Raw genomic sequence first — 13,047 nt, forward strand, 5'->3', positions numbered from 1 at the left:
GGGGGCGGGCCCCCCCCCCGCGCCCATCGCGCGGGGGGGCCGCCGCCCCCCCCCCCCCCCCCGCGGCGCCCCCCGACGGCTCAGCTCAGCGCTCGTCGCGTCCGCGGTCGCGGCGCACGGTCGCCTTGCGGCCCTTGATCGTGCTCTGGCGCAACCCGGAGATCACCTCATCGGCGACGCCCTGCGGCACCTCGACCAGGGAGAACCGGTCCGCGATCTCGATCGAGCCGATGTCCCGGCCCCGGATGCCGGTCTCGCCGGTGATGGCGCCGACCAGGTCCTGGGGGCGTACGCCGGCCCGCCGGCCCAGGCCGACGAAGACCTGGACGGTGTTGCCGCCGACGCGCGGCCGGCCGCCACCGCGCCGATCGCCGCCCCGCCCACCGAACTCCGGGCGACCCTCGCGCGGGGCGCGGACCGGAACCTGCGGAATCTCCTCCTCGTCGTCGGAGCCCGGCGACGTCACCTCGTGGGCCAGCTTCACGGCGGCGAGGGCGACCTCCATCAGGTCGAACTCGTCGGTCAGCGTCTCCACGATCACCCGGTACGGGTCGAGGTCGTCCTCCAGCAGGCTCTCGCGCAGCGCCGCCTGCGTCAGCTCCAGCCGGCGGGTCCGCATGTCCGCCACGGTCGGGATCTTGTCGATGGTGATCCGCTGGCCGGTCACCCGCTCGATGGTCTTGAGCATCCGGTGCTCGCGCGGCTCGGCGAGGGTGATCGCCACGCCCTCGCGTCCGGCCCGACCCACCCGACCGATGCGGTGCACGTACGACTCGGGCGCCGACGGCACGTCGTAGTTGACCACGTGGGTGAGCTGTTCGACGTCCAGCCCACGGGCCGCCACGTCGGTCGCCACCAGCAGATCCGCCGTGCCGGCCCGCAGCCGGCCCATCACCCGGTCCCGCTGTTCCTGGCTCATCCCACCGTGCAGCGCCTCGGAGCGGTAACCCCGGCCGTTCATCGTCTCGGTGAGCCGGTCCACCTCCTCGCGGCTGCGGCAGAACACGATCGCCGCCGTGGGCGACTCCACGTCGAGGACCCGGCCCAGCGCGGCCGGCTTGTGCGCGCGGGTCACGATGTACGCGCTCTGCCGGACCCGGGGCGCCTCGCCCGCCACCGGCTGCTCCCGGCCGATCTCGATGCGTACCGGCTCGGTCAGGTGCTGGCGCGCCATCCCGTCGATCCGCGACGGCATGGTGGCCGAGAAGAGCACCGTCTGCCGCTCGGCGGGCGCGTGCTCCAGGATCGCCTCGATGTCCTCGGCGAAGCCCATGTCGAGCATCTCGTCGGCCTCGTCCAGCACGACGGTGGCCAGGCCGCTCAGGCGCAGGGTGCCCCGGGCGATGTGGTCCAGCGCGCGCCCGGGGGTGGCCACGACCACGTCGACGCCGCTGTCGAGCGCCCGCAACTGCCGGCCGATCGGCTGCCCGCCGTAGATCGGCAGCACCCGTGCGCCCAGGTCCTTGCCGTACCGGTGGAACGCCTCGGACACCTGCACCGCCAGTTCCCGGGTCGGCACCAGCACCAGCGCCACCGGGTCCCCGCCGTCGCGGTGGGCCGGCATCCGGTGCAGCAGCGGCAGCGCGAACGCCGCCGTCTTGCCGGTGCCGGTGGCGGCCTGACCCAGCAGGTCCCGACCCTCGATCAGCGGTGGGATGGCCTCCCGCTGGATGGGCGTCGGCTCCTCGTAGCCGAGGGCGGACAACGCGCCCAGCAGTTCGTCGCGTAGCCCCAGGTCCGTGAACGCGGTCACGTCGGGCTCGCTGGCGGTCGGTGCGTCGTGCTGTGCAGGTGCGGAACTCATGTGCCAAGCCTTTCATCACCCCGTCGGGGCCGCTGCGCCGACCGGCACAACACGCCCGGCGCCCCGTGCGCGTCAGGCACCCGTGGTGAGGATGGCCAGGATCATGACGCCGGCCAGCACCACGTCGAGCACCCCGCAGAACTCGGCGTACCCCCGTGGCACCACCCGCCCGGTGCGGTGGTGGATGACGTCCCAGCCGGCGTGTGCCAGCCACCCCAGCGCCACGAGCCACGCCGCGGTCCGCCCCCCGACGGCGACCGCCGCCAGCGTCAGCGCGACCCAGACGGCCAGGCCGGCCAGTTGGGTGGCGAGCACACCCGGCCCGCGCAGCGTCCGCCGGGCCAGGCCGATCAGCAGGTACCCGCCGGGCAGCACCAGCATCGTCCACGGGCTGAGCACGCCCGGGTCGACCCACATGTCGACGGTCACCAGCAGCGCGAGGCCGGCCGGCCAGCGTCGGGCGAGCGCCACCACGGCCGGGTGGTGGCGTACCGCCGTCGGTGTGTGGTGCTGGTGGCGCAGCGCCACCAGCACCATGGCCGGCACCATCAGCAGGTGTCCGCCGCGCATCAGTGCGTCACCGTCCAGCAGACCGGTCCAGAAGGGGACGAACAGCAGCAGGAACGGGACGTACATCGCGGCGGCCATCTCGACGCATGCGGGCCAGTGGTGTCCTCGGTAGCGCATCCACACGGTCATGCCGATGGTCATGTTGGTGGCCATCACCAGCGCGGCGACCTCCGGGCGGCCCAGCGTCGCGCCGATCCCGAGCACGGTGCCGGCCGCGTCCCAGAGCGGGCCGAGCAGCAGCATCCCGACGAACATGGCGACCGCCATCTCGCCGAGGTGCCACAGCCATCCCCGGCCGCCCCCGGTCGCCGTCGGGACCGGGGGCGCCGGCGGGGTGGCCGGCAGCGGCTCGGGCAGCGGTACGACGGGTGCGGTGTTCGCGTACATCTGTGTCTCTTCCATGCCTCGACCCTGCCGTCGGCGCGGCGCAGGGGGCAGGTGTGTCCGTCACCGGAAGTTCGTGCGGGCCGCACGGTCCGACCGTGACATCTCGCAGGGGTGGACCGTGCGCGGGGCGGTCCTAGGATCGACGCGTGGTGAGCGAGGCAGACACAGTCCGGGCGGACCGCCGGCTGCGCCGTGCCCGCCGGGCGACGCTGCTGTCGCTCGTCACCGGCGTCTGGGCGAGTGTCCTGCTGCCCGCGGTCGGCCTCGCCCGTGAGCCCGATCCGGGTCGGGCGGCGCTCGGCGCGGCCGGCGTCCTCGCCTTCGTGTTCGCCCAGACCGCGGTGCTGTACGCGGCCGTGACACCGTGGCTCGACCCGCGCCGGCGTCGCCGCTTCCACCTGGCTCTGGCCGGGGCGGCCGTGCTGACCGTTCCGCTGGTGGGGCCGGTGGCGGCCGGCGCCTGGCCGACGTGGGCCTGGCTCGGGGCGGCGCTGATCGGTATGGCGCCGCTGCTCGTCCGGCCGCGGGCCGCGTTCGCGGTGGCCGCCGCCGTCCTGCTGGTGTCGGTGGCCGTCGCCGAATGGACCGGCGGTTCAGTCGCGCGCCACCTCGCGGTGACCGGTGGGGTCGGGGTGGGCATCGCCGCTCTCAACGGCTTCCAGGTCTGGTTCTGGGATCTCCTGGTGGACGCGCGGCAGGGCCAGGCCGCCCAGGCCCGGCTGGCCGCCGCCGAGGAACGGCTGCGCTTCGCCCGCGACGTGCACGACGTCCTGGGACACCGCCTCACGGTGATCGCCCTGAAGGCCGAACTCGCCGCCCGCCTCGCCCCGATCGACCCGGAGCGGGCCGGTCGGGAGGCCGCCGAGGCCCAGCGACTCGCCGCGTCCGCGCTGACCGAGGTACGCGAGACCGTGCACGGCTACCGCGTCGTCGACCTCGACGAACAGCTCACCGCGATCGTGGGGGTGCTGCGGTCCTGCGGCGTACGGTGCACCGTCCTGCCGCCGCCGGCGGACCTGCCGCAGTCCGTCGCCACCGAACTGGCGGCGGTGCTGCGCGAGGCCGGCACGAACGTGCTGCGGCACAGCCGGGCCGACTGGTGCCGGATCCGTATCGGCCGAGAGGGCGACGTGGCCAGGATGACGGTGGTCAACGACGGTGCCGACGACCGGGGCCCGGACGCGCACAGCCATGGCCTGCGCGGCCTGGCCGACCGGCTCGCCGCTGCCGGAGGCGAACTGCGGGTACGCCGCGAGGACACCGTTTTCACCCTCGAGGCCACCGTGCCGGTGCCGACGTGATCCGCGTCCTGCTCGCCGACGACGAGGATCTCATCCGCGTCGCGGTCGGCGCGCTGCTCGACCTGGAGCCGGACATCGAGGTGGTGGCACACGCCCCCGACGGGCCGACAGCGGTCACCGCGACGCTCGCCCACCGCCCGGACGTGGCCGTGGTCGACCTGGAGATGCCCGGCCTGGACGGCATCGCGGTGGCCGCCGAGCTGTCCCGCGTCCGGCCCGAGTGCGCCGTGGTGCTTCTCACCGGACACGGCCGGCCCGGTCACCTGCGGCAGGCGCTGACCGCCGGTGCCCGGGGCTTCCTGCCCAAGGGCTCGCCCGGTGGCGCGCTCGCCGACGTGATCCGCCGGGTACATGCCGGCGGCCGGTACGTCGACCCGTCCCTGGCCGCCGACGCGTTGACGCTGCCGGCGTGCCCGCTGACGCCCCGCGAACTGGAGACACTGCGGCTGGCCGAGTTCGGCGCGCCGGTCGCCGTGATCGCCCGCCGGGTGCACCTGTCCACCGGCACCGTGCGCAACCACCTCTCCGCCGCCGTGCAGAAGCTCGGCGCGACCGACCGCGCGGAGGCGGTACGGACCGCCCGGGACAACGGCTGGCTCTGACCTGTCGTCAGCCCTTGCTCTGCTTCACCCCACGCAACACTGGGCCGTCACCGTGCCGTCGAAGGGCTCGGCTGCCGGCAACGCGCCCCGGCGACGAACCACATCGACGGGCAGGCCCAGGCGCACATAACCGAACAGCAGTCAGAGATTGTTTCTCCTGACCGGCGATGGGAGCGCATCCGCGGGGAAGCTCTCTCCCGTGGACAGTCCTTAGACCTGCTCAGGGAAGCGGGATCCTCATGGACCTAACCGACGCGCTGTGGCGCAAGAGCACCAAGGGTGGCAACAACGGAGGGGCGTGTGTGGAGGTCGCTGAGAACCTTCGGGGCGTCGTCCTCGTTTGGGACACGAAGGACCGTGACGGTGGGACGCTGACGTTCGCGCCGGAGGCGTGGCGAGACTTCGTCGGCTTCGCGCGGGGCCAGCGCAGAGTCTCGTCTCGCGACTCGGCTTGGCCATGCCGTCTTCGCGAAATCGTCGATCATGGAGCATGAGCCTGCCACGTGCCCACGACAGCTCCAAGACGCTGTGCACCGGGCAGCCATCGGCGATCTGCTCTCGAAGTGTTTGAAGGGGATCGGCGGCGGGGCACAACGGTCTGCACCCCCCGGACATGGAGGTTCTGATGCGCTGGCTGCTCATCCTTGTGATCGTCCTGCTGGTGATCGGCGGGATCTGGCTGCCCCGCCGAGCGCGGGGAGCGGGCAGGTCTTTGCGAAACCGGTTCGACGAGCGACGCTGATCCGCGCGTCCTGCCTACTCCCCGGCCGATGAGGCCAGTCGCGCCCTCATGTCCGGAATGGCTTCAATGATGGCGTGGTGCCCAGGAAGACGATGGCGGGTCCGGTAAACCGGTACGCTCCAGCGCCGTCGGACTGTTCTTCGACCTGGCCGTCCGGCCCGGCTCGGAGGCGGAATCAGCCCCGCTGTCCGTGGCGGGGCCGGCCATCCGCCCCGCTCGGTCATTGACGGGCGTGGCGCCCGCTAGCGTGGGCCTCGTGCGTACCGTGGAACTGGTCTGCTCGGCCGGGTTGGACGCCGAGGTCCGGGCCGCCTGGGATCGCCTGGCGGCGGCCGGGTTGCCGAGCCTGGCCCGCAACACCCACCAGACCAACCGGCCGCACCTGACCCTCGCCGCCGTGGACGAGTTCGGGCCGGGTGTCGAGCACCGGCTGGCCGACCTGTTCGACGCCGCGCTGCCGGTGCCGGTCACGCTCGACCGCGTGGTGGTGCTCGACGGCAGCGCCCCGCTGGTCTGGCTCGTGCGGCCCACGCCGGCGTTGACCACGCTGCACGCCGCCGTCTGGGATGTCCTCGAGAAGGCCGACGGACACCGCCCCTGGCACGCGCCGGGAGCGTGGGTGCCGCACCTCAGCCTGGCGTTGCGGTTCCGCGACGCGGACCTGCGGATGGCCCGCGCGTTGACCGGCGGGCAGCGCCCGACGGGCGCGTTCGACGCGGCCCGCAGCTACGACGGTACGGACCGGACGGTGACCCCGCTGACGGAACCGTCCCGACCCTGACTCGGGCCGGGACGGATCAGCGGGGGGTCAGAAGGTGGCGACGTTGAGCAGCTTCTCCTGGATGCCGTCCGGGTCGCCGGCCGGCCAGCTGTAATTCGTGGTGCCGGCCGCCTGGAGGGCCGACTTGACCGCGCTCGGGGTGGCGGTGGGGTGGGTGGCCTTGTAGAGCGCGGCCCCGCCCGCGACGTGCGGGCTGGCCATCGAGGTGCCGGAGATGGTGTTGTAGGCGGCGCCCTTCCAGGTCGAGTAGATGCAGACGCCCGGCGCCGTCCGACTCGCGCAGTACCGCGCTCTCACCCGGCTCCGCGCCCTCGTGGGCGACACCCTCGCCGGGGTGATCCTGTGACCGCGTCCGAGCCGGTGCCGACGCCGCCGGACCCCATCGTGCAGGCTGACCAACTGCTCGACGCGATCAGCCGTGGCGAGCGTCCGCCGCCGGGTCACCCGGACGACGACGCCGTCATCGCCCTCCTGGCCGACTGGCACGCGGACGTGGTGCGGCGGTCGGAGGAGTTCGAGGCGACCGCGGAACCGGCAGCGCCGGCAGCAGCCCCACGCGCGGCTCAGCCGGACGTGGTGACAGTGGCGCACCGGCCCGCTTCGAGCCGACCACCGTGGACGGGCCGCCGCCGGCGTTCCCGCACCGGTGCCCCGACCGGCGTCGCGCGCCGCCGTGGCAGGCGACCCACGTACGCTGCCGCCGCGCTGGCCCTGGTCACCGTCGTCGGCGGTCTCTGGTTCGGCGCCGGCCGCGCGGAGCCGGGCGGCCTGTTGTGGCCGGTCACCGAGTTGGTCTACGCCGAACGGGCGCAGTCCATGGTCGCCGAACGTGAGGTCGGACGGATGCTGGAGCAGGCCCGGCAGGATCTTGCCGACGGGCGCCACGACGACGCGCGCCGACAGTTGGAGCGCGCCGAGGGCCTGTTGAGCACCATGGGCGCGGACACGACCGCGGTTCGCCTGCGCAGGGAGGTCGAGGAGTTGCGGCTGCTGCTCCCGCCCGCCCCTGCGGCCGAACCGTCGTCCCCCGCCGGGGACATCGCCACCAGCGCCACGCCGGTGCCCTCCAGGACCGGGCCGGCCACCTCCACGAGCCAGGGATCCCCGGCGGCTGTCGCCAAGCCGAGCCGTAACCCGGCCGGGTCGAGATCGACTACGCCGGCCACGACGAGGCATCCCACCGGGCCGCCCGCTGGCGTGCCGGCCGCCCGGCCGAGCGCACCGACCGCGCGTGCGAAACAGCGTCCGCCGACCCCCGGTGGCCGTCCGGGCGGCGTACCCGCCGATCAGGGCGGCGCACCGTCCCGCCAGGATGGCGCGCAGTCGCACCGGGACAGGTCGGTGACGACGCCCGGACACCCCGCAAGCCTGCGGCCGAGCCAGTAACACCAGTCGTCGTGGCGCGGCCCGCGGGCGCCTCACCTGCGCCCGCGGCTTCTTTGGGTGAGATCGGAGGATTGTTCGGTCTACGTCGGTCTCGATGATTACGGTGTTTTTCAGGGTGATTGACCCAGCGACGTGGCCGGAGAAGGGAACCCGTCATGCGAGTGCCCAGCCGTAGTCCGGGACAGCAACCCGCGTCGCCCACCGCTCCACCTCGCCGCCGACCCCCCGGCGCCGCCACCCGACGCCCGACCAGCGCCGCCCCCGACCTCGCCGCCTACCGGGCGGCCGTGGCCGACCTGCTCGTCGAGGTGGGGGCCCTGGCCGACGCCACCAGCACCCGGGCACGTCAGGTGCTCATCGACGAGCGGCTGCGCGAACCGGCCCTGGCGGCCGTGCTCGACGCCACCCCGCAGGGCCTGCTCGGGGCGCGCGAGACGCTGCTGCTGGAGATGGCCCGCTACCAGCCGAACGAGCGCACCTCGGCACGCGACCTCACCGCGCTGGTCCGGATCTACCTGCTCTCCCGCATCGACGTGCTGTGGTGGCAGGACGCCCCCGTGTTCCACACCGACGACCAGGTCAACGGCAGCGCGGAACTGGTCGACCTGGAGTGGCTGCGCCGCCGGGACCTGCTGCGCTTTCGCTACCAGGAGCAACCCGCGACCGTGCTGGGCCGGGCCGCGCGCGGACTACGCCGGCGGCTGCGCCCCGACGTGACCCCGCGCACCGCCGGTCTGCTGTTCCGTCGCGCCCGCCGGGAGGTGGTGGCGCTACTCAACGAACTGGGCCGGGAGTTCGCCGCCGCCGCGCCCGCGGGCACCCCGCCGCTGTGGGTGACGAGCCTGGTCCGGAGCACCGAGCACCAGTACCGGCTACGCCGCCTGGGTTACGCGGCGATGCTGCCCAGCGGCCACTGCCTCGGCTACTCGGCCGACGTCGAGCTGGCCTGGTTCACCCGGTTCGGCGCGCGCGACGCCCTCGCGGAGCTGCTGCTGGCCCGCCAGGAGGCCGGCGACCTGAACGTGATCGACGAGGGGCAGGCCTGGCACCTGTGCCTCGCGCCCACCGCCCGGCATCGCCTGCGCCGGGCGTACGAGGCCGAGATGGGGGTCTGAGCCCGTGTGCGGCATAGCGCTCAGCCTCGGCCCCGAGGCCGACCCGGCGACATTCCGACGGATGCTCGCCGTCCTCGCCCCGCGCGGCGAGGTCACCGAGACCCGCTGTGAGACCGGACTACTCGCCGGCACCCGCCGGCTTCGGGTCGTCGACCGCGACCGGGCCGTGCAGCCCTGGACCTCGACCGACGAGCGGTGGCTGCTCTGTTTCAACGGCGAGATCTTCAACCACCGGGAGCTGCGCGCGCAGCTCACCCGCCTCGGGCAGGTGTTCCGCACCGAGAGCGACACCGAGGTGCTGTTGGCGGCCTTCCAACAGTGGGGCGAGTCGGCGGTGACCCGGCTGCGCGGCGAGTACGCCTTCGCGGTCGTCGAACGCGCCACCGGCCGGGCGTACCTGGCCCGCGACCCGCTCGGGGTGAAACCGCTGTACTGGTCCCGGCGGCCCGGCTGCCTGTACCTCGCCTCCGAGGTCAAGGCGCTCGTCGGGCATCATGCCCCGGTCACCGAGGTGCCTCCCGGTCACCACGGCTGGGCCGAGCCGGACGGACCGGTGCGGCTGCGCCCGTACGTCGACCTGCTCACCATCGGCGAGGGCCTGCCGGTCATCGACGACCCGGACGAGGCCACCCTGCTCGTCCGGGCCGCCCTGACCGACGCCATCCGGATGCGGGTGGAGACCGACCTGACCGTCGGCGTCGTCCTCTCCGGCGGGCTGGACAGCTCGTTGACGCTGCGGCAGGTACGCGACCTCCACCCGGACTGCGTGGCGGTGACGGTCGGCGTGCCGGACAGTCCCGACGTCGCGTACGCCCGTCGGCTCGCCGCCGACCTCGACGTGCCGCACGTCGTGGTCGAGCTGCGCCCGCGCGACATCCGGCTGGCCGACGTCCGGGAGGCCATCCGGATCTCCGAGCTGACCGAGTACGGCGACATCATCAACGCCGTCGTGTCGGTGCCGATCTTCCGTCGGCTGCGCGACCTGGGCGTCAAGGTGGTGCTCACCGGCGACGGCTCCGACGAGCTGTTCGGCGGGTACCCGATGTACCGCCAGGTCGACCCGATCGCGTCCCGCCGGCTGTTTCTGCACCGGATCCGCAACCTCTGCCGTACCGAGTTGCAGCGCGTCGACCGGGCCGCCATGGCTCACGGGGTGGAGGCGCGGGTGCCGTTCCTCGACCTCAGCGTGGTGGAGCTGGCGATGCGTCTGCCCCTGAACCTGAAGGTGCGCGACGGCCAGGAGAAGTGGATCGTGCGGCGGGCGTTCGCCGACGTGCTGCCCGACTACGTCGTGCGGCGGCCGAAGCACCCCATGTCGTACTCCTCCGGTCTGCACGAGCGGGTGCGGCTCTACAAGCCGCTGTTCGCCCGGATGCACCGGTCGTTCGGCTACGACCTGCTGGAGCCGGTCCGCCGCGACTTCGACACCGTGCTCAGCGGGTGCGGCAACGACCTGGACCGGGCCATCGCCGACGGGATGAACCGACCCGACTACACCGTCCTGGAGCACGCTCGTGACCTGGTCGGGGCGGCGAAGTGGAACGCCGCGCCGATGGTCCGCCGGCTGGTCGGCCCGCGCCCGCCCCGGCGCTCACCGGTGGGCTGACCCCGGCCCGACGCTTGACTCTGACACCGTGTCAGGGACCAGCGTGAGGGGATCATGTTCACCATCGGAGACTTCGCCCGACTGGGCCGCGTGTCGGTGCGGATGCTGCGCCACTACGACAGCATCGGTCTGCTGCGGCCGGCCAGCGTCGATCCGCACACCGGCTACCGCTTCTACCGGGCCGAGCAGTTGCGTCGGCTCAACCGGGTGATCGCCCTCAAGGACCTGGGGCTCACCCTGGAGCAGGTGCGCGCGATCCTGGACGAGACCGTCGACACCGCCGAGCTGCGCGGCATGTTGCGGCTGCGTCGCAGCGAGCTGGCCACCCGGCTGGCCGCCGACACGGCCCGGCTCGCGGCGGTCGAGGCGAGGCTCCGAATGATCGAATCGGAGGGTCGGATGACCAACCAGGACGTCGTACTCAAGCAGATCGCGCCGGTGCGCGTGGCGGAGCTGACCGCCGTCGCGCCCAGCTACGAGAGTCAGGACATCGGTCCGGTGATCCAGCCGCTCTACCCGGAGCTGTTCCGCCGGCTCGACGCCGCCGGGATCACCCCGTCCGGGCCGGCCATCGCCTGGTACGAACCGGCCGAGGACGAGGGCGAGGCGGTGGTGGTGCACGCCGGGGTGAGCGTCGGCGGTGGGGTCACGGCGATTCCCGACGTGACGGTGCGGGACCTGCCGGCGGTCGGGACGGCCGCGACGATCGTGCACCACGGCTCGATGGACGACGCCGACCGCAGCGTCCAGGCGCTCGCCCGGTGGATCGAGGAGAACGGGTACCGCCCGGACGGGTTCGCCCGCGAGGTGTACCTGGACTATCGCCAGGACTCCCCGGAAGCCGGCGTGACCGAGCTTCAGCTCGCCGTCGACCGCGACTGACAGCGCTCGCCCTCGCGCCGGCGGCTGGTCCCGAGCGCCAGGTCCGATCACCGCCAGCACCCGCACCGGCACCGGGGCAGGCTGGACGCATGACGACCACCGCCACCTTCCTCATCCACGCCGTGCCGGCCGCGGTGCTGGAGCTCGTCCGTCGGACCGGCCGAGACGCCGCCGGCCATCGCGTCGAAGGGCGCCTGGCCGGCGGCGGGGAGCCGCTACGGTGCTGCCTACGCGACGCGGAGGTGGGGGAGGCGGTGCTGCTCTTCGGGTACGCCCCGCCGATCGCCGCCGCCGCGTACCGGGAGATCGGGCCGGTCTTCGCGCACGCCGCCGCCTGCCCCGGCCCGGACCACGGCGGCGGCCACCCGCCGGGCTGGCGGGGACGGGCCCAGGTCCTGCGGGCGTACGACCGGCAGGGACGGATCTGCGGCGGCCGGCTGCACGACGGCACGGACCCGGAGGCGGTGATCGCGGAGCTGTTCGCCGATCCGCAGGTACACCGACTGCACAGTCGCAACGTGATCTACGGCTGCTTCATGTTCGTGGTGGAGCGGGCCGCCGGGTGACGGCCCTCAGCCGACCAGGAGCAGCGCGCCGACCGCCGCCAGCGTGCCCACGACGGCGAGCAGGGCGCTGGTCAGCACGAACCGTCGCACCGGCACCGCCACCCCGGCCGCCCGGCACCGCTCGAACCACAGCAGGGTGGCCAGCGACGCCCAGGGCGCGGCCAGCGGGCCGACGTTCGTGCCGATCAGCAGGGCCAGCAGGCGGGTGTGGTCGACGGTCGGCAGCACCGACTCGCCGGCCAGGTACGCCGGTAGGTTGTTGACCGCGTTCGCCAGCAGCGCACCCGTGCCGCCGGCACGCAACGCGCCGACCGCTCCGCCGTCGGCGCCGACCAGACCGGCGACCAGGTCGTCGAGCCCGTGCCGGCCGAGGGTCTGCACTACCAGGAACAGGCCGACGACGAAGAGCAGCAGTCGTACCGGCACCAGTTGGGCGCGCAGCGTCGCGGGGGAGCGGATCACGAAGCCGACCAGCACCAGCGCGAGGGCGACGGTGGAGGCGAGCCCGATCTCCACCCCGGCGAGGATGCCGGCGACGAAGAGCAGGCAGCCGGCGAGGGCGGTGCGGTGCAGCACCGGGTCGGCCGGCACGTGCGGGGCCGGCGGGATGAAGCGTCCGCCGTCCGGTCGTTCCCGCCGCCACCAGGCGTACCAGAGCAGCGCCATGGTGGCCGTCACGGCGGCGAGCTGCGGCAGCGCCATGCGCTCGGCGTACGCCAGTGGGGTGAGGCCGACCCGGTCGGCGGCCAGCAGATTCGTCAGGTTCGACACCGGCAGCAGCAGGCTGGCGGTGTTCGCCAGCCAGACCGTGGTGACCGCGAGCGGCCCGGCGGGGACGCGCAGGGTGCGGGCCAGGGCGAGCAGCACCGGGGTGAGCAGCACGGCGGTGGTGTCGAGGTTGAGCACGAGGGTGGTCACCGTGGCCAGGCCGCCGCAGAGCAGGAACAGCGCCGCCCAGCGGCCCCGGGACGCGATGGCCAGCCGACTGGCGAGCACGTCGAAGACGCCCGCGACGGCGGTCAGCTCGGCCAGCACGATCACGGTGCCGAGGAAGAGCAGCAGCGGCAGGATGCGGTGCAGGGTGCCCGTGGTCTCGGCGCGGGGCAGCAGCCCGGTCAGCGCGCAGACCGCGCCGGCCACCGCGAGCACGACGGCCACCAGGTCGAGCGGGTGGGGACGCCAGCGCGCGGTCGGCTCGGGCGGGGCCGGCGGCGCGCCGGCGGCAGACTTCACAGGTGACCACGTTGACACAGCGCCCGGTCAGGCGCTCGTCAACCCGGGCCCGGGTGACCAGGCCCACCTGAC

Annotated in this window: 12 protein-coding genes and 3 pseudogenes; 11 read left to right on the forward strand and 4 right to left on the reverse strand. The window is 73.8% G+C overall.

Going from position 1 to position 13,047, the window contains the following annotated elements:
* Nucleotides 1-85: 85 nt before the first annotated feature.
* Both AB0J36_RS28185 and AB0J36_RS28190 read right to left on the reverse strand, forming a co-directional pair.
* Nucleotides 86-1,804: a DEAD/DEAH box helicase gene (locus AB0J36_RS28185; protein WP_357118938.1), complete on the reverse strand. Its 1,719-nt coding sequence runs from the start codon at nt 1,802-1,804 to the stop codon at nt 86-88.
* 72 nt (nt 1,805-1,876) lie between these two features.
* Complete coding sequence (locus AB0J36_RS28190) at nt 1,877-2,776, reverse strand: DUF6010 family protein (protein WP_357170479.1); 900 nt, start codon at nt 2,774-2,776, stop codon at nt 1,877-1,879.
* A gap of 131 nt (nt 2,777-2,907) precedes the next feature.
* Between AB0J36_RS28190 and AB0J36_RS28195 the strand changes: the two genes are divergently transcribed.
* The 6 genes and pseudogenes from AB0J36_RS28195 (at nt 2,908) to AB0J36_RS28220 (ending at nt 6,187) form a co-directional block, all read left to right on the forward strand.
* Entirely contained in the window at nt 2,908-4,062 is a 1,155-nt protein-coding gene (locus tag AB0J36_RS28195; RefSeq protein ID WP_357170482.1) for a histidine kinase, read from the forward strand.
* Nucleotides 4,059-4,664 (forward strand): response regulator transcription factor, encoded by a 606-nt coding sequence (locus AB0J36_RS28200; protein ID WP_357118929.1) that lies wholly within the window; start codon nt 4,059-4,061, stop codon nt 4,662-4,664. The genes AB0J36_RS28195 and AB0J36_RS28200 overlap by 4 nt, the downstream gene beginning before the upstream one ends.
* A gap of 99 nt (nt 4,665-4,763) precedes the next feature.
* Nucleotides 4,764-4,913, forward strand: a pseudogene (locus tag AB0J36_RS28205) (XRE family transcriptional regulator); the annotation flags it as partial.
* A pseudogene (locus AB0J36_RS28210) lies at nt 4,904-5,083 on the forward strand (DUF397 domain-containing protein); the annotation flags it as partial. The pseudogenes AB0J36_RS28205 and AB0J36_RS28210, both read left to right, overlap by 10 nt.
* A 206-nt stretch (nt 5,084-5,289) precedes the next feature.
* The gene (locus tag AB0J36_RS28215) at nt 5,290-5,406 is read left to right on the forward strand and encodes a twin-arginine translocase TatA/TatE family subunit (RefSeq protein ID WP_357118926.1); all 117 of its coding nucleotides are present in this window, start codon (nt 5,290-5,292) and stop codon (nt 5,404-5,406) included.
* A gap of 256 nt (nt 5,407-5,662) precedes the next feature.
* A complete protein-coding gene (locus AB0J36_RS28220; protein ID WP_357170485.1) occupies nt 5,663-6,187 on the forward strand; it encodes a 2'-5' RNA ligase family protein in 525 nt (174 codons plus the stop codon).
* A gap of 27 nt (nt 6,188-6,214) precedes the next feature.
* Here AB0J36_RS28220 and AB0J36_RS28225 read toward each other — a convergent pair.
* Nucleotides 6,215-6,454: pseudogene (locus AB0J36_RS28225) on the reverse strand (S8 family serine peptidase); the annotation flags it as partial.
* A 75-nt stretch (nt 6,455-6,529) separates the two neighbouring features.
* Here AB0J36_RS28225 and AB0J36_RS28230 point away from each other — a divergent pair.
* From AB0J36_RS28230 to AB0J36_RS28250, 5 genes are all read left to right on the forward strand, one after another.
* A complete protein-coding gene (locus tag AB0J36_RS28230; protein ID WP_363661339.1) occupies nt 6,530-7,573 on the forward strand; it encodes an anti-sigma-D factor RsdA in 1,044 nt (347 codons plus the stop codon).
* Nucleotides 7,574-7,728: 155 nt separating this feature from the next.
* Nucleotides 7,729-8,688: a DUF5715 family protein gene (locus AB0J36_RS28235; RefSeq protein ID WP_357118917.1), complete on the forward strand. Its 960-nt coding sequence runs from the start codon at nt 7,729-7,731 to the stop codon at nt 8,686-8,688.
* Nucleotides 8,689-8,692: 4 nt separating this feature from the next.
* On the forward strand, nt 8,693-10,294 hold the full coding sequence (locus tag AB0J36_RS28240; RefSeq protein WP_363661340.1) for an asparagine synthase-related protein: 1,602 nt from the start codon (nt 8,693-8,695) through the stop codon (nt 10,292-10,294).
* 54 nt (nt 10,295-10,348) lie between these two features.
* Nucleotides 10,349-11,176: a MerR family transcriptional regulator gene (locus tag AB0J36_RS28245; RefSeq protein WP_357118911.1), complete on the forward strand. Its 828-nt coding sequence runs from the start codon at nt 10,349-10,351 to the stop codon at nt 11,174-11,176.
* An 89-nt stretch (nt 11,177-11,265) separates the two neighbouring features.
* On the forward strand, nt 11,266-11,742 hold the full coding sequence (locus tag AB0J36_RS28250) for a DUF1203 domain-containing protein (protein WP_357118908.1): 477 nt from the start codon (nt 11,266-11,268) through the stop codon (nt 11,740-11,742).
* A 6-nt stretch (nt 11,743-11,748) separates the two neighbouring features.
* On the opposite strand, the gene AB0J36_RS28255 is transcribed toward AB0J36_RS28250, so the two are convergent.
* Nucleotides 11,749-12,975 carry an SLC13 family permease gene (locus tag AB0J36_RS28255; RefSeq protein ID WP_357118905.1) on the reverse strand — a complete coding sequence of 409 codons (1,227 nt, stop codon included), beginning with the start codon at nt 12,973-12,975 and terminating at the stop codon, nt 11,749-11,751.
* Nucleotides 12,976-13,047 lie beyond the last annotated feature (72 nt).

This window comes from Micromonospora sp. NPDC049662, assembly GCF_040675055.1.
Taxonomy (GTDB): Bacteria; Actinomycetota; Actinomycetes; order Mycobacteriales; family Micromonosporaceae; genus Micromonospora.